The sequence below is a fragment of the Streptomyces sp. NPDC057302 genome (assembly GCF_042667685.1).
Lineage (GTDB): Bacteria > Actinomycetota > Actinomycetes > Streptomycetales > Streptomycetaceae > Streptomyces.
This window is the reverse complement of the sequence record NZ_JBHUZJ010000042.1, coordinates 24,737-42,603: the sequence shown is the minus strand read 5'-3', so window position 1 is coordinate 42,603 and position 17,867 is coordinate 24,737. Positions and strand designations below refer to the sequence as shown.

Genomic DNA, 17,867 nt, shown 5'->3' with positions numbered 1-17,867 from the left:
CTCCCGACGGTGCACAGCATCCGGGATCTTCCATGCGCGACTTCTTCGCCGACGACTCTCTCCTCATCGTGCCGTCACACCCCTCCCAGGGCGTACGCCTGATCGGGGAAGTACTCGGCACGCATAAGGGCGCACTGGTCATGGCAGTGACCGATCAGTGCAGCACCACTCACGAGATCACCATCGACCTGACCAGCGTCCACTACTTCGCCAACAGCGCCCTGGAGATCCTCGTCGCCCTCGCCAACAACCTCCAACCGCCCAAGCGCCTAGTCGTTCACGCAGCCCCGGAACTGGCCCTGCGAGACAGACTCATCGCACGCGGGTGGGACCGCATCGAAGCCCTGCAACTGATCGACGGATAGCCACAGGTGCGCGATCACGGCTCAACAGCAGTCACCCACGATGGCACCTGCCCAGGCATGCGAAAGCCGTGCAACTCCGGGGTCCGGGGAGCTGCACGGTGCATTCGCGTACTCGGCTCCTGCCTTCCGGCAGGCTTTACCCGCCTAGTGCTCGCTTCTGTTCCTCGGTGGCGAGCTTCAGCGCTTCCGGCCTCGCTCCCCACTGGCGTCCCGAAGGCCGCTGGAGAATGACCTGTTCCCCAGCGACCAAGCGCACGCGCCCGACAAGGTCCGCGTCTAAGTCGTGCACGACCAGGCCAAAAGTCAGCTCGTGACGCTGCATTGGCGTCTCCTGCATCAGTGGTTGGGCGGCCCGCTCCAGCCGTCGCCCTCGGAGCGTGGAAGGAGCGACCGAAGCGGGCCTCATCCGCGCCTGCTGTGGAACCAACGACAGCGGGCGCGGAGCTTCAAAGATGGTCAGACACAGCTAGACCAATCACGACGAGCAGGGATGCGACGCTTAGCGCGGTGAGGATGCCGCTCCAGAAGGCCCCATCTGTGCTGACCCTCCAGCCCCGCAAGTCCCTGTGCCTCACGCGCCATGCCTCCCAGCCATCAGGTGGGCATGAGCCTCTCTGCGGTGCCTCGCCATCACCTCATACACCGCAACCGTGGACTGTCGCCGAGCGATGATCCGCGCACGCTCCAGGTTGAGCTCACCACACGTAACGCAGCCTGCGACCGGCTTCACCGCGTCGTCTGACGTCATCCTGGCGACAGCCCTCACAGCAACGTCCCAGTCGTGCATCCCCCCACTGTCCGCAGGGGTGCACTGGCGAACATCGGCCCGCCACGAATAGCCAGCAGGACGGGAAAGAGTCAGCGTCTCTTCCGCCTCGTCGATCTCCCTGACTTCCGCAATCGTGCCGCGACTGTGGTCCCGCACAATGTCACCAATGCTGTGCACCGGAGTGCCCTCACTGTCCTCTGCCGCCATGGCTACCTCGTAGGGGGTTGGGATCCGCTCTTCGCAGTTACAGCGTTGCCCTGCGCCGCTACCCTCAACAGGCATTAGGTGTTGACAGACGCGGCTGTCACGTGTGACAACACCCCATGTCACAGGAGAGGTTCGGGTCGGTGGCTGTGCTCGAAGAACAAGACGAGACCGACAGCATGCTGAAGTTCTTCGGAGATGAACTGCAACGTCTCCGAGCAGAACAGGGGCACTCGCAACAGGCACTCGCTACCGCATGTTTCTGCAACCGGACCCTGGTCAACAAGATCGAGAACGCCAAGCGAGTGCCATCCAAGAATTTCGCTCTGCATGCAGATGAGTTCTTCAAGACCGGAGGGCACTTCGCACGACTTTGGCCTCTGGTCATCAAGTACGCGTATCCGAGTTGGTTCCGGCCGTACGTTGAGCTGGAGAAGGCAGCAGCCATCATCCGGTCGTTCGAGACCATGGTCATCCCTGGTCTGTTGCAGACCCGTCCCTACGCTCACGCCATCCTCGCCGCCGGACGCAGCAACGACGTAGACGGACTCCTGGATGCACGGATGGAACGGCAAGCCATCCTTGAGCGGGATACCCCGCCGGAGCTGTGGGTGATCATGGACGAGAACGCAGTGAGGCGCAGGGTCGGCGATGGAGCCGTGATGCGAGACCAGCTACAGCATCTCCTCGACCGGACAGAGCGCCCATCCACTGTTATCCAGATCGTTCCGTTGTCGGCAGGTGCCCATGCAGGTATCGGCGGTCCGTTCCACTCGCTAGCCTTCGCAGAGGGCAACCCGGTTGTGCACGTTGACGGCTTCCTGAGGGGCCAGCTCCTAGCTGACCCATCGGAAGTCAGGGCAGCAGACCGTGCCTATGATCTGCTTCTAGGTGCTGCTCTCGACGTTCGCAAGTCGATAGACCTCATCGCCGATGTCATGAAGGAAGTAGGAACGTGATCCGCGCAAACAGCCTGCCGGAGATGGCATGGCGCAAGAGTTCGTACAGCAGCGACAACGGCGGCGCTTGCATCGAGGTCGCCGACGGAATGGCCAGCGGTGTACCCGTCCGCGACAGCAAGGCCCCGGACGGACCCGCCTTGGTCCTGTCGGACACGGCTTGGAACGTCTTCGTCGACTGGGCCAAGTCCTGACCCGCATCCCGCTCAGCGCGTCATTCAAGCAGGCGCAGAACGAAAGAGGGCCCCACCCGTAAGGTGAGGCCCTCTTCGCGTGTCGGGACCTACCCGTCGCGGTAATCAGCCCGCCATCGACCGCTGTGACCCTTGATCACGAACGCAAGGGGCGGTGGCCGGCCACGGGCCCTAGGGGCCCTTTTGGCAGGCCCCCTGAGGTTCCAGACAGAATCCCGCCGCGCGGGCCACAGAGCCTGGCTTCCTGCCCGGGAGGGAGCGCACCCTGATCGCTCGGGCTCCCGGTGGGTAGTCTCTGCACCACTTCCAGAGCTCTGCCTCTAGGACCCGAGCCGTAAGGCCCCGAGCCTGTGGCCCTGAGGTCGACACCAAGTCATCACCAGACCCCGTACGGTCCGGTTTCAACCGGTATGAACAGGGATTGAGGGTAGACCGTGAAACACCGCCTGACCTGCACAAACGCTGATCAGAGGGGTATGCCCTCCGCTCGTTCGGTGAACTTCCAGTTCACCGGACAGCGCTTCTACCGCATCGAGAACGGCCGCATCACCGGCCAGCTGCGCGATGTCGCGTACCAGGCGACGACCACCGACTTCTGGGGGTCGATGACGGCGGTCGGCGGCCCGCAGACGTATGTGCTCGGCGGCGCCTTCAACTGCGGCAAGGCCCAGCCGGGCCAGGTCGCGGCGGTCTCCCACGGGTGCCCGTCGGCCCTGTTCCGAGGCGTCAACATCCTCAACACGACGCAGGAGGCAGGGCGATGAGCTCCCGTACGAACGGCAGGAACAAGCCGCACGAGATCGTCGAGCGCGCCCTCGAACTGTCCACCGCCGACGGCTGCGTCGTCATCGCCGACGAGCACTCGACGGCGAACCTGCGCTGGGCGGGCAACTCCCTGACCACGAACGGCGTCACCCGCGGCCGCACCCTCACCGTCGTCGCCACCGTCGACGGCAAGGAAGGCACCGCGTCCGGCGTCGTCTCGCGCTCGGCGGTGACCACCGCCGATCTCGAACCCCTGGTCCGCGCCGCCGAGCACGCCGCGCGTGGGGCGGGTCCCGCCGAGGACGCGCAGCCGCTGGTGGCCGGGGCCGAGGAGTCCGCGGACTTCAGGGACGCGCCCGCCGAGACGTCGTCCGCGGTCTTCGCGGACTTCGCGCCCGCGCTCGGCGAGGCGTTCGCCACGGCCCGCGCGGGCGGGCGTGAGCTGTACGGCTTCGCGAACCACGAACTCGTCTCCAGCTATCTCGGTACGTCGACGGGGCTTCGCCTGCGGCACGACCAGCCCAACGGCACCCTGGAACTCAACGCCAAGTCCCCCGACCGTACGAAGTCGGCGTGGGCGGGGCGGGCGACCCGGGACTTCAAGGACGTCGACCCGGGGGCGCTCGACGCGGAGCTCGCCAAGCGCCTGGGGTGGGCGGGGCGGCGCGTCGATCTGCCGGCCGGGCGGTACGAGACGATCCTGCCGCCGACCGCCGTCGCCGACCTGCTGATCTACCAGCTGTGGTCGGCCTCCGCGCGGGACGCTGCCGAGGGCCGGACGGTGTTCTCCAAGCCCGGCGGCGGCACCCGCGTCGGCGACCGGCTCGCCGAGCTGCCCCTGACCCTGCGCAGCGACCCGCACGAGCCGGGCCTGGAGTCCGCCCCGTTCGTCCTGGCGCACGCGTCGGGCGGCGACTCGTCCGTCTTCGACAACGGGCTGCCGCTGACCGCCACCGAGTGGGTGCGCGGGGGCGAGCTCGCGCACCTGACCAGCACCCGGCACAGCGCGGCCCTGACCGGCCTGCCGGTGGCCCCGGCCGTCGACAACCTCATCCTGGACGGCGGCAGCGACCGCTCCCTGGAGGAGATGGTCGCGGGCACGGAGCGCGGGCTGCTCCTGACCTGCCTCTGGTACATCCGCGAGGTCGACCCGGCCACGCTGCTGCTCACCGGGCTCACCCGGGACGGCGTCTATCTCGTCGAGAACGGCGAGGTCGTGGGCGAGGTGAACAACTTCCGCTTCAACGAGTCGCCGGTCGGTCTGCTCTCGCGGGCCTCGGAGGCCGGGCGCACGGAAAAGACGCTGCCCCGGGAGTGGGGCGACTGGTTCACCAGGGCCGCGATGCCCGCCCTGCGCATCCCCGACTTCAACATGAGCTCGGTCAGCCAAGGCGTGTGACGCCCATAGACTGGCCGGTGCCGACCGGTACCGGCCACAGACCTTTCACGAACCTTCCAAGGAGACACAAGACCGTGACGGACATCGTCGACGAGCTGAAGTGGCGGGGCCTTTTCGCCCTGTCCACGGACGAAGATGCACTGCGCAAGGCGCTCGCGGACGGCCCCGTCACGTTCTATTGCGGCTTCGACCCGACCGCGGCCAGCCTGCACGTGGGGCACCTGGTCCAGGTCCTCACGGTCCGCCGGCTCCAGCAGGCCGGGCACCGGCCGCTTGCCCTCGTCGGCGGCGCCACGGGCCAGATCGGTGACCCGCGGCCGACCGCCGAGCGCACCCTGAACGACCCGGAGACGGTCGCGAACTGGGTGGCCCGCCTTCGCTCGCAGATCGAGCCGTTCCTGTCCTTCGAGGGCGAGAACGCCGCGCTGATGGTCAACAACCTGGACTGGACCGCGGGGCTCTCCGCGATCGAGTTCCTGCGGGACATCGGCAAGCACTTCCGCGTGAACAAGATGCTGACCAAGGACTCCGTGGCCCGCCGCCTGGAGTCCCAGGAGGGCATCTCGTACACGGAGTTCAGCTACCAGCTGCTCCAGGGCATGGACTTCCTGGAGCTCTACCGGCGCTACGGCTGCACGCTGCAGACCGGCGGCAGCGACCAGTGGGGCAACCTCACGGCGGGCATCGACCTGATCCACCGCCTGGAGGCGGACGCCACGGTGCACGCCGTCGGTACGCCGCTGATGGTCAAGGCGGACGGCACCAAGTTCGGCAAGTCCGAGAGCGGCGCCGTCTGGCTCGACCCGGAGATGACCACGCCGTACGCGTTCTACCAGTTCTGGCTGAACGTGGACGACCGCGACGTGTCGACGTACTCGCGCATCCTCAGCTTCAAGTCCCGCGAGGAGCTCGAAGAGCTGGAGAAGCTCACCGAGGAGCGCCCGCAGGCCCGCGCGGCCCAGCGCGCGCTCGCCGAGGAGCTGACGACGCTGGTGCACGGCGCCGGTCAGTGCGCCGCGGTCATCGCCGCGTCCAAGGCGCTGTTCGGCCAGGGTGAGCTCGGCGACCTCGACGAGGCGACGCTGAGCGCGGCCCTCTCCGAGCTGCCGCGCGTCCAGGTCGCCGAGCTCGGCCCGGTGGTGGACCTCCTCGCGGAGGTCGGCCTGGTGGCGAGCAAGTCCGCGGCCCGGCGCACGGTCAAGGAGGGCGGTGCCTACGTGAACAACGCGAAGGTGGCCTCCGAGGACGCCGTGCCCTCCCGCGACGAGCTCCTGCACGGGCGCTGGCTGGTGCTGCGCCGGGGCAAGAAGAACCTGGCGGCCGTCGAGGTCACCGCGGGCTGACCGGGCTCTCCGTACGCGCCTGCGAGACCCACGAGAGGGGCCGGTCCATGACGGACCGGCCCCTCTCGCGTGCCGCGCGCCTGCAGGTCAGGCCCGCTGCTGTTTGTTTCCCTTGATCATCTTGTACGCCATGTCTCCGACGCCCACGACGACGAGCGCCGCCACGAGCTGGAGGGCATGTCGACCCCAGTCGATGCCCTTCGTGTCATCGATGCCGAACCCAGAGGCAAGCGAGTTGCCGATGATCGCGCCGATGATGCCGAAGATCGTGGTCAGCCAGAGCGGACTGTGCTGCTTGCCGGGCAGGATCGCCTTGGCGATCAGCCCCAGCACGAATCCGACGACGATGGCCCACAACCAGCTCATAGCTGCCTCCTCATTCGGCTCCACATGAGCATTACGGTCAGTGTCGGCCGATCCTCCATACGGCGCATGTCGGGCGCCCCCATACGTGGCATGACGCAGTCAGGACACCGCGATGGGGTCTGCCCCGGTCTCGAAGGCTGCGCAGCCCCGGCGTAACCTGGAGCGGTCCGGGCCGGGGAATGTCCGGCTTCTTGTGAGCAGGCGGTGGAATGTGATGCGGAAGCAGAGCGGCGCCCAGGTCTTCCGGATCACAGGGGCCAGGCAGGGACTCGAGGACGACGTGCGCGGCCGGCAGCGCCGGTACGTGATCTCGATGTCGGTCCGTACGCTTTCGGTCATTGCCGCGGCGGTGCTGTGGAACGTCGAGCGGCACGTCGCCTTCGTCGCTCTGGTGCTCGGCATCCTCCTCCCGTACGTCTCCGTGGTGATCGCCAACGCGGGCCGGGAGAACACCCCTTCGCTGCCGTCGACCTTCGTACCGGCGCCGTCCCGGCCGATGCTGGCGCCGCCCGTCGCGCGCGAGGGGTCCGCGGAACCCTTCCCGGAAGCCGGCGCGGGTCCCACGCAGGGCGAGCCCAACGCTCCGTCGGGCCATCAGAACTGACCGTCGACGATGCGCCAAGCTCAAGAAAAGCTCAGATCAATCATGTAGTTCCGGTGCCAGGCAGCGGGTCCCCCATGACATACTTCGTACGCGCTCCGCATCCCCCGTCGGAGCGACAGACCGACGCCGGGCAGCTCCCCCCGTGGCTGCTCGGCGTCGCCTTGTTTTGAACGCACTTGGACGTTACTTGTGAGCGACGAAACACCGATCTGTTCCGCCAAGGGCTGCCGCGCCGCCGCGGTGTGGGTGCTCGCGTGGAACAACCCGAAGATCCACACTCCGGAGCGCCGCAAGACGTGGCTCGCATGTGAGGAACACCGCGAGCACCTCTCCCAATTCCTCGGCGTGCGCGGCATGTTGAAGGACACCGTGCCGCTGGCCGACTGGGAAGCTCCGCAGAGCTAGCCGCCGATCGCCGACATCGGGCGGTCGGGCTGCAGGAACGCCGGGTCGTCGAGGCCCGAGCCTGCCTTCTTGCCCCACATCGCGAGCTTCCAGATGCGCGCGATCGCCTCGTCGGAACCGGCCTCGGTGTCCTCCCCGTCGGCCCGCAGGGCCGCCCGCAGGTCCGTCTCCTCGGTCGCGAAGAGGCAGGTGCGCACCTGGCCGTCGGCCGTGAGCCGGGTGCGGTCGCAGGCCGAGCAGAACGGGCGGGTGACGGAGGCGATGACGCCGACGCGATGCGGTCCGCCGTCCACGACCCAGCGCTCGGCCGGCGCGGAGCCGCGCTCGCCGGAGCCCTCTTCGGTGAGCTCGAAGCGCGTACGCAGGGACTGCAGGATGTCACCGGCTGTGATCATCCCGTCGCGCTTCCAGCCGTGCTGGGCGTCCAGCGGCATCTGCTCGATGAAACGCAGTTCGTAGTCGTTCTCGACGGCCCAGGCGAGCAGGTCGGGGGCCTCGTCGTCGTTCAGGCCCGGCATCAGGACCGTGTTCACCTTGACCGGGGTCAGGCCCGCGTCCCGGGCCGCTTCGAGGCCCTCCAGGACGTCCTGGTGGCGGTCACGGCGGGTCAGGGTCTTGAAGACGTCCGGGCGCAGCGTGTCCAGCGATACGTTGACCCGGTCCAGGCCCGCGGCCTTGAGGGCCTTGGCGGTGCGCTTGAGGCCGATGCCGTTCGTCGTCAGGGACATCCTGGGGCGCGGCTCCAGCTGGGCGCAGCGCTCGACGATGCCGACGAGGCCGGGGCGCAGCAGCGGCTCGCCACCGGTGAAGCGGACCTCGGTGATGCCGAGCTGCGTCACGGCGATCCGGACGAGACGGACGATCTCGTCGTCGCTGAGCAGCTCGGACTTGGAAAGCCACTGCAGGCCTTCTTCGGGCATGCAGTAGGTGCACCGCAGATTGCACTTGTCCGTCAGCGAAACCCGCAGATCGGTGGCCACTCGGCCGTAGGTGTCGATGAGCACGTGGGCCCCCTCCCTGATCCTGATTCAGCCAGTCCGGTCCAGATACCACGAGCCTACGTGACGGGACCGACATCGACGGGGGCCCGATCCCACGAGGAGCAGCGCGGCCGCGTCGTAGATCTCTACCAATGATCTACGACGCGGCCGCTGACGTGCGCTTTCAGCTGCTCAGTGAGCGCCGGTGCCCGTGAGGGACCGGACCTCGAGCTCCGCGTACTTGCCCTTGTCCGGCTCCTCCTTCGACAGGAGCGTGCCGAGCCAGCCGAGCAGGAAGCCCAGCGGGATGGAGATCAGGCCCGGGTTCTCCAGCGGGAAGAAGTCGAAGTTCGCGTCGGGGAACATCGAGGTGGGCTTGCCCGAGACGACGGGCGAGAACAGCACGAGACCGACCGCGGCCACCAGTCCGCCGTAGATGGACCAGAGCGCGCCCTGCGTGGTGAACCGCTTCCAGAACAGGCTGTAGAGGATCGTCGGCAGGTTCGCGGAGGCCGCGACGGCGAAGGCGAGAGCGACCAGGCCCGCCACGTTCAGGTCGCGGGCCAGGGCGCCCAGCGCGATGGAGACGATGCCGATGAAGACGGTCGACCAGCGGGCGGCCTTCATCTCCTCCTTCTCGGTGGCCTTGCCCTTCTTGATGACGTTCGCGTAGATGTCGTGCGCGAACGAGGACGACGAGGCCAGGGTGAGGCCCGCGACGACCGCGAGGATCGTGGCGAAGGCGACCGCCGAGATCACGGCGAGCAGGAGCGCGCCGCCGGTGGAGTCGCCACCGCCGCCGATCTCCAGGGCGGCGAGGGGCGCCGCGGTGTTGCCCGCCTTGTTCGAGGCGATGATGTCGCCGGGCTTGAGCAGGGCGGCGGCGCCGAAGCCGAGGACGATCGTCATCAGGTAGAAGGCGCCGATGATGCCGATCGCCCAGTTCACGGACTTACGCGCGGCCTTGGCGGTCGGCACCGTGTAGAAGCGGATCAGGATGTGCGGCAGTCCCGCCGTGCCGAGCACCAGGGCGATGCCGAGCGAGAGGAAGTCCAGCTTCGATGTGCCGCTCGCGCCGTACTTGAGACCGGGCTCCAGGAATGCCGAGCCCTTGCCGCTGTTGGAGGCGGCGGTGCCGAGCAGGTCGGAGACGTTGAAGTTGAACTTCAGCAGGATCAGGAAGGTGATCAGGATCGTGCCCGCGATGAGCAGCACGGCCTTGACCATCTGCACCCAGGTGGTGCCCTTCATGCCGCCGATGGTGACGTAGACGATCATCAGGACGCCGACGAGGGCGACGATAAGGATCTTGCCCGCGTCGCTGGTGATGCCGAGCAGCAGCGAGACCAGGACGCCCGCGCCCGCCATCTGCGCGAGCAGGTAGAAGATCGAGACGACGATCGTGGAGGTGCCCGCGGCGGTGCGCACCGGGCGCTGGCGCATGCGATAGGCCAGGACGTCGCCCATCGTGTAGCGGCCGGAGTTGCGCAGCGGCTCGGCGACCAGGAGGAGCGCCACCAACCAGGCGACCAGGAAGCCGATGGAGTACAGGAAGCCGTCGTACCCGAAGAGCGCGATGGCGCCCGCGATGCCGAGGAAGGACGCGGCGGACATGTAGTCGCCGGAGATCGCCAGGCCGTTCTGGAAGCCGGTGAACTGGCGCCCGCCCGCGTAGAAGTCGGCGGCGCTCTTGGTCTGGCGCCCCGCCCAGACGGTGATGAAGAGGGTCGCGACGACGAAGGCCGCGAAGAGGCTGATGATCAGCACCCGGTGCTCGGAGGCGTCGGATGTCGCAGCCAGGACAGTGGTGTTCAGCGCGGGGCTCATGCGCCGCCCTCCATACGGGACTTGATGGCCTCGGCCTTGGGGTCGAGCTTCGTCGCGGCGTGGCGCGAGTAGAACCAGGCGATGAGGAACGTGGTCAGGAACTGCGCGAGGCCAAGGACGAGGGCGACGTTGATGTTGCCGAACAGCTTGGTGCCCATGAAGTCGCCCGCGTAGTTCGAGAGCAGCACGTACGCCAGGTACCAGACGATGAAGGCGACGGTCAGCGGGAAGGCGAACGAGCGGTGCGCCTTGCGGAGTTCACCGAACTCGGGGCCGGCTTGCTCCTCGAGGAATTCTGCCGTGGTCGGCGCGTACGGAGCGGGGGCTTCTCCGTCCTTGGACGGTGGGGATGCTTCGGGGGCCACGGAGTCTTCTCCTCGTGGTGCGGGTGCGGTGGGGACGGACAGCTGATCCATGGACTCGTTCCGATCCGGCAGTGACGCGGATCACGTGAGCCACGGATGGCGATGCTAAGGCCACAGGACGTGATCCGACAGGGGTCGATGTTGCTTCCGTTACCTGTTCAACGTCATGGCGGCGCGCCCGGCGCGGCATGATGCACCGCTTTCTTCCGGAATCCATTGCTGGCCTGGGAGTTCTGGGGATAGCTTCACCCTGCACGCCCCGTCATGTACCTGCCCGATCACTAGATGTGTTCGGGCAGTTCACGTATCCGGATGATGTGGAGACCCCATGGCTCATCTGCGTTCCAGACGCCGAATCGCGCTCACCGTGCCCCTCGGCATAGCGCTGGCCGCGTCGGTCGGCTTCGCCCCGGGCATCGCGACCGCGGCCCCCGACGCACCCGCCACCGCGTCGGCGAAGGCCGAGTCCCCCAAGCTCGCGTACGTCGTCAACACCCGCACGGACTCCAAGACCATCGCGTACGTCAAGAAGGCGATCGCCCGGGCGGACGGCTCCGTAGTCGTCGCGTACCCGAAGATCGGCGTCATCGTCGCGCACTCGGCCAACCCCGACTTCGGCAAGCAGCTGCGCAAGGTCAAGGGCGTCCAGTCCGCGGGCGCGACCCGCACCTCGCCCCTGACGGCCGCGGGCACGACGGAGGAGGGCGCTCCGACGCTCCTGTCGAAGGCCGAGGCCAAGTCGCTCAAGGCGAAGGCCGATGCGGGCGCCGAGCCGCTCGAAGCCGACCAGTGGGATCTGCGCGCGATAGGCGCCGACAAGGCAGCCAAGATCAACCCGGGCAGCAAGAAGGTCACCGTCGGGGTCATCGACACCGGAGTCGACGACACCCACCCGGACCTCGCGCCCAGCTTCTCGGCCTCGCAGTCGGCCAGCTGTGTCGGCGGCAAGGCGGACACCTCTCCCGGCGCCTGGCGCCCGGAGAAGCCGGACCACTACCACGGCACGCACGTGGCGGGCGAGATAGCCGCCGCGCGCAACGGCGTGGGCGTCGCGGGCGTCGCGCCCGGCGTGAAGGTCGCGGGCATCAAGGTGGCCGACCCCGTCAGCGAGCTGTTCTACCCGGAGAGCGTCGTCTGCGCCTTCGTGTTCGCCGCCGACAAGGGCATCGAGGTCACGAACAACAGCTACTACGTGGACCCGTGGCTCTACAACTGCATGGACGACCCGGACCAGCGGGCCATCGTCGACGCGGTCAACCGGGCCCAGCTGTACGCCCAGAAGAAGGGCACCCTGAACCTCGCCTCGGCGGGCAACTCCAACCACGACCTCGCCTCCGACGAGATCCTGGACGACTCGAGCCCCGACGACTCGACTCCGGTGCCGCGCACCATCGACCCCTCCGAGTGCTTCGACATCCCGACGCAGCTCCCCGGCGTCGTCACGGTCAGCGCGACGGGCGTGCAGAACCTCAAGTCGTACTACTCCACGTACGGCAAGGGCGTCATCGACGTCGCGGCCCCGGGCGGCGACGCCCGCCAGATCCCGGCCGACACCCCGTCGAAGAACGGCCGCATCCTCTCCACGATGCCGGGCAACCAGTACGGCTGGCTGCAGGGCACCTCGATGGCGTCGCCGCACGCCGCGGGTGTGGCCGCGCTCCTGAAGTCGACGCACCCCAAGGCGAGCCCCGCCGAGATCCAGCGCCTTCTCAAGAAGCAGGCCGACAACCCGGGCTGCCCGACCACGCCGTACGACCCGGACGGTGACGGCAAGGTCGACGCCGTCTGCGAGGGCGGCAAGAACAAGAACGGCTTCTACGGCAGCGGGATCGTCGACGCGCTCGACGCCGTGAAGAAGTGATGGGGACCCACACCATGACCGCACCCTTCACGCGTTCCCGACGCGTGCTCGCACTCCCGCTCGGCATGGCGGTGGCCTCGGCCGTCGCCTTCCTGCCGGGCACGGCGTCGGCCCAGCCCGATGCCGCGTCCCGCCCCGGCGGCCCCGTGTCGTCCACCGTGTCCGCGCTCGGCGCCTCGCTCGCGGACGGCACGTCGATGAGCTACGTCGTCAACGTCCGCTCCGGACATGGCGGTTCACCGTCCGGCAAGACGTCGGCGTACGTGAAGAAGGCCATCGCCAAGGCGGGCGGCAAGGTCGTCATCGCGTACGACAGGATCGGCGTGATCGTCGTCCACTCGTCGGACGCGGACTTCGCCAAGAAGATCCGCGGGGCGAAGGGCGTCGCGTCGGCGGGGGCCACCCGCACGGCGCCGCTGTCCGCCCAGTCCGACGACGCGCTGGAGGCCGACCGTCCGCTGACCGCCGCCGAGGCGAAGAAGGCGGCCGGACAGGCGGGCGCGGGCCAGGACGAGCTGGAGCCGCTCCAGTGGGACCTGCCCGCCATCAAGGCGGACAAGGCCCACAAGGAGTCGCTCGGCAGCTCGAAGGTCACCGTCGGCGTCCTGGACTCCGGCGTGGACGACACCCACCCGGACATCGCGCCGAACTTCGACGCGAAGGCGTCCGCGAGCTGCCTGGGCGGCGTGCCCGTACAGAAGGGCGACGCGTGGCGTCCGGTGTCCGGCGAGAGCGACCACGGCATGCACGTGGCGGGCACGATCGCCGCCGCGAAGAACGGCACGGGTGTCACCGGTGTCGCTCCGGGCGTGAAGGTGGCGAGCCTGAAGGTGGCCGAGCCCGCGACCGGCATGTACTACACGGAGGCCGTGGTCTGCGGCTTCATGTGGGCCGCCGACCACGGCGTCGACGTCACCAACTCCAGCTACTACACCGACCCGTGGCTCTTCAACTGCAAGACGGACGACGACCAGAAGGCCCTGGTCGACGCCGTCGGGCGGGCCACCCGGTACGCGGAGCGCAAGGGCGCGGTGAACGTCGCGGCGGCCGGTAACGCCGAGACGGACCTCGCGCAGGACGAGATCGTCGACGACTCCAGCCCGGACGACACGACGCCGGTGCCGCGGACGATCAAGACCGCGGACTGCTTCGACCTCCCGTCGCAGCTTCCGGGGGTCGTGACCGTCTCGGCCACGGGTGCCAAGGGCATCAAGTCCTCGTACTCGAACTACGGCAAGGGTGTCGTCGACATCGCGGCGCCGGGCGGCGACTCCACGAAGTTCCAGACGCCGGACGCGCCGGCCACGGACGGCCGCATCCTGTCGACGCTTCCCGGCAACAAGTTCGGCTACAAGGCGGGTACGTCGATGGCGTCGCCGCACGCCGCGGGGGTCGCCGCGCTCATCAAGTCGGCCCACCCGCACGCGTCGTCGGCGAGGGTCAAGGCGCTGCTCTACGGCGAGGCCGACGCCATGAAGTGCACCGATCCGTACGACATCGACGGTGACGGCAAGGTCGACGCCATCTGCGCGGGCGGCAAGAACAAGAACGGCTTCTACGGCGTGGGCATGATCGACGCGCTCGACGCCGTGCGGAAGTAGCGGAAGTAGCGGATCCAGCGGGTTCGCGCAGCGAGCCGGGCCGGGCGGTTGTGTACCGCCCGGCCCTTCGCGAGAGGATCTCGTCCCATGTATGAGTACAAGGACTCCCGGTTCGTCCACACCGGTACGGAGCACTGGGTGGCGGCGCCCGTCCGCCCCCGGTGGCAACTGGTGCTCGGCTTCGTCGGCATGATCGCCTACGTGCCGCTGTGGTGCGTCCTCGCGGCCGTGGTGATAGCCGGGGTGATCGTCGTCCTGTTCCTGGCGTCGGTCGTCGACGTGCTGAGCAGCTCGGCCGAGAGGAAGCTGGACGGCCTCTCCGACCGCATGCTGGAGCGCCTGCGGATGCCGGGCTGGTGCGTGACCTGGCCGGAGCTGCGCCACGAAGGAGACACCGCGTACTACCGCGCGCGGGTCGACAAGGTCATCGGCCGCTGGACGGCCCAGGCAGCCGCTCCCCGCCGGCCGAAGAAGCCGCTCCCGCGCGTCGAGTGCGAGATCCCGTGGCGCAACTACCGTGGCGTGGGCGGTCATTACGTGGTCGAGACCGCGACCGCCCAGGGGTGGGAGCTGCGGCCGTCGGAGCCGCGGGAGTCGGTCAGGCTGTGGTGGTCGGCGGCCACGCAGACCGACGCGGGCACCGGCACGACCGTGTAACGGACGCCCCTATGGTGCTGGCATGACGCACACACCGATGGCCGGTACGCGCACCGCCTGGGCCGCGCTGGGCGGCGACCCCGCCCTGCTCTCCGAGGTCACGTCCGTCGCATGGGAGGGCGCACTGCCCGCGAAGCTCCCCGTGCGCGAGCTCGCCCGCGGCTGCGTCGGAGCCTGCGCGCTGGCCGCCGCGGAGTTGACGGCGGCCCGAACCGGGCGGTCCGTGCCAAAGGTGCGGGTCGACGACGCGGCGGTGGCCACGGCGTTCACCAGTGAGCGGCACCTTCTCGTGGACGGGCGCGCACCGGTCGCCTTCGCGCCCCTGTCCCGCTTCTGGCACACCGCGGACGGCTGGGTGCGGACCCACGCCAACTACCCCCACCACCGGCAGGCGCTGCTGGCCGCGCTGGAACTCCCGGACGCCGCCTCCGTGGAGTCGGTGGCCGCGCGGCTCGCGAAGCGGTCCGCCCTGGACGTGGAAGACGCCGTGTACGCCGCCGGGGGCCTCGCCGTGGCGCTGCGTACGCCCCAGGAGTGGGCCGCGCACCCGCAGGGCGTCGCGGTGACCCGGCAGCCGCTGCTGAGCCGCGAGAGGATCGCTGACGGGCCCCCGCGGGCCCTTCCCGCGCTCACCGGCTCCCCCGCGCTGCCCGCCGCGGGACTCCGCGTCCTCGACCTCACGCGGGTCCTCGCGGGACCCGTGGCGACGCGCACGCTCGCACTGCTCGGCGCGGACGTACTGCGCGTCGACTCGCCCCGGCTGCCCGAACTCCCGGACCAGCACGCCGACACGGGCTTCGGGAAGCGGTCCACGGCCCTCGACCTGGCACGCCACGCCGACCGGCGCACGTTCGACGCGCTGCTCGCGCGGGCCGACGTGGTCGTCACCGGCTACCGGCCCGGCGCCCTCGACCGGTTCGGGCTCACCCCGGAGGCGCTGGCCGAGCGCGTGCCCGGGGTCGTGGTGGCGCAGCTGTCGGCGTGGGGCGACGAGGGGCCGTGGGCGGGGCGGCGCGGCTTCGACAGTCTGGTGCAGGTCGCCACGGGGATCGCGGCCGTCGAGGGGACGGCGGATGCGCCGGGCGCGCTGCCGGCGCAGGCCCTGGACCACGGCACGGGATATCTGCTGGCGGCGGCCATCCTGCGCTCGCTCACCGAGCAGGCGGCGGGCGGGGGCGGGGCCCGGTGCGTGCGGCTCGCTCTCGCGCTGACGGCCCGGTGGCTGCTGGCGGGGGACGGTGCGGGCGACCCGGGCGAGGGAGCCCCGTCGTACGAGCCCGGCGCGTGGCTGGCCGAGACGGACGGTCCGCTCGGCAGGCTGCGGTACGCGCTGTCGCCGGTGACCTTCGCGGGCGGGCCGGTGAACTGGGAGCGCCCGTCGGGCCGTTGGGGCGTGGATACACCCGAATGGCGGTGAGGAGGGCCCGCCGGGCGGAACAGGGCTGCGCCAGTTGTTCGCCAGGACTTGCCCGTCAAGGGAACACCTGGTGAAGATCATGTGGTGAGTTCCATACAACCGTCCGCCGAACCCGGCGGCGAGGCCACGGGGGACGCGGTCGCCGCCACGCCCCACGCCTCTCGTCGCGCGCCGCGCCGCCGCCCCTCGACGGGCCGTGCCGTCGCCGTGCTCGTCCTGGTGACCGTCGCCGCCCTCGTCCCGCTGCTCGGCCCTTCGGCGGCGCTGAACGGCACCGGCGAGGCCGAGGCGCCCGGGACGGCCGGGATCACGTTCCTGCGGACGGTCATGTTCGCCGCGCTCTGCGTACAGCTGGGCGAGGTGTACGCGACACGGCTGGCCCGCCGGGTGCCGGGGGCGCCGCTCGACCGTGCGCCGCGGAGCTGGGCGGCCTACGCGGCGGGCGCGGGCCTCCTCGCCGCGCTGGGCCTGGCTTCGGTGGTGGCCACCGGCAATCTGGTGCCGCATCAGCTCTCCGACATGGACGTCGGCGGTCTCTACGCGTCGAGGGACGGCAGGCTGGCGCTCCTGGAGGTCAACGCCTTCATCGTGGCGCTGCTGTGCGCGCGCTCGCGCCGCCCGTCCAGTGCCGCGCTGCCGCTGGCCGCGGTGATCGTGGCGGAGGCCCTGCGGGCGCACCCGCCGGTGGAGGACACCCCGCTGATCGGCACCGGGCTGACGCTGGTGCATCTGACCTGCGGGGTGCTGTGGGCGGGCGGCCTGCTGCAGGTGATGCGCATGCTGCGCCTGTGGCGGACGTCGGCTCCCGAGGCGGGCGCGGCGGTACTGGGGCTCTACGCGCGCGTGGCGGCCGTGCTGTTCGCCGCGATCACGGTGACGGGGGTGTGCAGCACCCTGCGCAGGATGCCGGCGAGCACGGTCCTCGACCAGTTGACGGGCACGGCGTACGGGCGGGCGCTGCTCGCCAAGGTGCTCCTTGTGGCGGTCGTCGCCGTCCTCGCGGTGCTCGCGCGCCGGCGGCTGCGCAGGGCCGCCGATCCGGTCTCGGCGTACTCCCCCGCGCGTGGTGAGGTCATCGTGCTCGGGGTCGTGGTGGCGGTGTCGGCGCTGCTGACCGCGTTGCCGCTGCCGATTCGCTGGTGAGGCGCGGGGGCTGCCGGGACTCGTGGGGGCACGCTGCCAGTACGCCGCTGACCAGCAGGAACTGTGCGGCGATGTAGGTCAGCATGATCCAGAAGTCGGGGCGCGGGGCCTGCGGCCACTCGGCGACGCCGGTCGCGATGAGGGTGTCCGACAGGAGGAAGAGCGCGCCGCCCGCCGCGGCGACGGGGCCCAGCCTCGTGGCGGCGTACGCCATCGCGGTGAGCAGGAGACTGTAGCCCGCCACCGGGCCGCGCATGTCAGCGGGGAGGTCGGGCCAGAGGAGTACGACCGTGACGATCAGGGCGGTGGCGTACGCGGTCGCCGCCCAGGCGCCGCGTCCGAGCGGTGTGCCGTGGCGCTTGAAGAGGACCAGGTAGCAGACGTGGCCTGCGGCGAAGGAGCCCATTCCCGCCAGGAACGCGAGGTCGGCGTCGAAGAGGAGGAGGGCGTCGCCTCCCCAGCCGAAGAGGAGCGCCGCGGTCAGCAGGCGCGGGCCCTTGACCGTGAGTACGTACGCCGCCAGGAGCGGCATCAGGAGGGGCTTGAAGATCGTGTGCCCTGTGTCGGAGCCCGCCAGCAGTGCTGCCAGGTCGCCTGCGGCAGCCAGGGCGAAAGCGGCCAGGAGCAGCTTGGCCTTGATGGA

Annotated in this window: 18 protein-coding genes; 13 read left to right on the top strand and 5 right to left on the bottom strand. The window is 69.6% G+C overall.

Annotated elements, in window-relative coordinates:
* Positions 1 to 32 precede the first annotated feature (32 nt).
* The 6 genes from ACFUPX_RS26435 (at position 33) to tyrS (ending at position 5,998) form a co-directional block, all read left to right on the top strand.
* Positions 33 to 365 carry a hypothetical protein gene (locus ACFUPX_RS26435; protein ID WP_383327512.1) on the top strand — a complete coding sequence of 111 codons (333 nt, stop codon included), beginning with the start codon at positions 33 to 35 and terminating at the stop codon, positions 363 to 365.
* A 1,116-nt stretch (positions 366 to 1,481) separates the two neighbouring features.
* Complete coding sequence (locus ACFUPX_RS26430; RefSeq protein WP_383327509.1) at positions 1,482 to 2,297, top strand: Scr1 family TA system antitoxin-like transcriptional regulator; 816 nt, start codon at positions 1,482 to 1,484, stop codon at positions 2,295 to 2,297.
* Entirely contained in the window at positions 2,294 to 2,491 is a 198-nt protein-coding gene (locus ACFUPX_RS26425) for a DUF397 domain-containing protein (RefSeq protein WP_383327506.1), read from the top strand. Before ACFUPX_RS26430 ends, ACFUPX_RS26425 begins: the two co-directional genes overlap by 4 nt.
* Before the next feature lie 434 nt (positions 2,492 to 2,925).
* Positions 2,926 to 3,255 carry a metallopeptidase TldD-related protein gene (locus ACFUPX_RS26420; RefSeq protein WP_383327503.1) on the top strand — a complete coding sequence of 110 codons (330 nt, stop codon included), beginning with the start codon at positions 2,926 to 2,928 and terminating at the stop codon, positions 3,253 to 3,255.
* Positions 3,252 to 4,655 carry a metallopeptidase TldD-related protein gene (locus tag ACFUPX_RS26415; protein WP_383327501.1) on the top strand — a complete coding sequence of 468 codons (1,404 nt, stop codon included), beginning with the start codon at positions 3,252 to 3,254 and terminating at the stop codon, positions 4,653 to 4,655. Before ACFUPX_RS26420 ends, ACFUPX_RS26415 begins: the two co-directional genes overlap by 4 nt.
* A 74-nt stretch (positions 4,656 to 4,729) precedes the next feature.
* Positions 4,730 to 5,998 (top strand): tyrosine--tRNA ligase, encoded by a 1,269-nt coding sequence (gene tyrS, locus ACFUPX_RS26410; protein WP_383327498.1) that lies wholly within the window; start codon positions 4,730 to 4,732, stop codon positions 5,996 to 5,998.
* An 87-nt stretch (positions 5,999 to 6,085) separates the two neighbouring features.
* Here tyrS and ACFUPX_RS26405 read toward each other — a convergent pair whose 3' ends face one another.
* Positions 6,086 to 6,364, bottom strand: a complete 279-nt coding sequence (locus tag ACFUPX_RS26405; protein ID WP_383327495.1) for a GlsB/YeaQ/YmgE family stress response membrane protein — start codon at positions 6,362 to 6,364, stop codon at positions 6,086 to 6,088.
* A 214-nt stretch (positions 6,365 to 6,578) separates the two neighbouring features.
* On the opposite strand from ACFUPX_RS26405, the gene ACFUPX_RS26400 reads away from it, so the two are divergent.
* Together ACFUPX_RS26400 and ACFUPX_RS26395 are read left to right on the top strand one after the other, a co-directional pair.
* Positions 6,579 to 6,968: a DUF3099 domain-containing protein gene (locus ACFUPX_RS26400; RefSeq protein WP_383327492.1), complete on the top strand. Its 390-nt coding sequence runs from the start codon at positions 6,579 to 6,581 to the stop codon at positions 6,966 to 6,968.
* 189 nt (positions 6,969 to 7,157) lie between these two features.
* Entirely contained in the window at positions 7,158 to 7,373 is a 216-nt protein-coding gene (locus ACFUPX_RS26395) for a hypothetical protein (protein ID WP_383327489.1), read from the top strand.
* On the opposite strand, the gene moaA is transcribed toward ACFUPX_RS26395, so the two are convergent.
* The 3 genes from moaA to ACFUPX_RS26380 form a co-directional block, all read right to left on the bottom strand.
* On the bottom strand, positions 7,370 to 8,377 hold the full coding sequence (gene moaA / locus ACFUPX_RS26390; RefSeq protein WP_383327486.1) for a GTP 3',8-cyclase MoaA: 1,008 nt from the start codon (positions 8,375 to 8,377) through the stop codon (positions 7,370 to 7,372). The genes ACFUPX_RS26395 and moaA overlap by 4 nt on opposite strands.
* A 168-nt stretch (positions 8,378 to 8,545) precedes the next feature.
* Entirely contained in the window at positions 8,546 to 10,180 is a 1,635-nt protein-coding gene (locus ACFUPX_RS26385) for a cation acetate symporter (RefSeq protein WP_383327483.1), read from the bottom strand.
* The gene (locus tag ACFUPX_RS26380) at positions 10,177 to 10,545 is read right to left on the bottom strand and encodes a DUF485 domain-containing protein (RefSeq protein WP_383327481.1); all 369 of its coding nucleotides are present in this window, start codon (positions 10,543 to 10,545) and stop codon (positions 10,177 to 10,179) included. The genes ACFUPX_RS26385 and ACFUPX_RS26380 overlap by 4 nt, the downstream gene beginning before the upstream one ends.
* A gap of 328 nt (positions 10,546 to 10,873) precedes the next feature.
* On the opposite strand from ACFUPX_RS26380, the gene ACFUPX_RS26375 reads away from it, so the two are divergent.
* The 5 genes from ACFUPX_RS26375 to ACFUPX_RS26355 all read left to right on the top strand — a co-directional run bounded on the left by ACFUPX_RS26375 (position 10,874) and on the right by ACFUPX_RS26355 (position 17,224).
* Positions 10,874 to 12,406, top strand: coding sequence for a S8 family serine peptidase (locus ACFUPX_RS26375; protein ID WP_383327478.1), 1,533 nt, complete (start codon positions 10,874 to 10,876; stop codon positions 12,404 to 12,406).
* A 14-nt stretch (positions 12,407 to 12,420) separates the two neighbouring features.
* Positions 12,421 to 14,007, top strand: a complete 1,587-nt coding sequence (locus tag ACFUPX_RS26370; protein WP_383327476.1) for a S8 family serine peptidase — start codon at positions 12,421 to 12,423, stop codon at positions 14,005 to 14,007.
* Between the two features lie 87 nt (positions 14,008 to 14,094).
* On the top strand, positions 14,095 to 14,664 hold the full coding sequence (locus ACFUPX_RS26365; RefSeq protein WP_383327473.1) for a hypothetical protein: 570 nt from the start codon (positions 14,095 to 14,097) through the stop codon (positions 14,662 to 14,664).
* Between the two features lie 22 nt (positions 14,665 to 14,686).
* Positions 14,687 to 16,081 (top strand): CoA transferase, encoded by a 1,395-nt coding sequence (locus ACFUPX_RS26360; RefSeq protein ID WP_383327470.1) that lies wholly within the window; start codon positions 14,687 to 14,689, stop codon positions 16,079 to 16,081.
* A gap of 81 nt (positions 16,082 to 16,162) precedes the next feature.
* Positions 16,163 to 17,224: a CopD family protein gene (locus tag ACFUPX_RS26355; RefSeq protein ID WP_383327467.1), complete on the top strand. Its 1,062-nt coding sequence runs from the start codon at positions 16,163 to 16,165 to the stop codon at positions 17,222 to 17,224.
* Here ACFUPX_RS26355 and ACFUPX_RS26350 read toward each other — a convergent pair.
* Positions 17,154 to 17,864, bottom strand: a complete 711-nt coding sequence (locus tag ACFUPX_RS26350; RefSeq protein WP_383327625.1) for a lysoplasmalogenase — start codon at positions 17,862 to 17,864, stop codon at positions 17,154 to 17,156. The two genes, ACFUPX_RS26355 and ACFUPX_RS26350, sit on opposite strands and share 71 nt — an antisense overlap.
* Between the last annotated feature and the right edge of the window lie 3 nt (positions 17,865 to 17,867).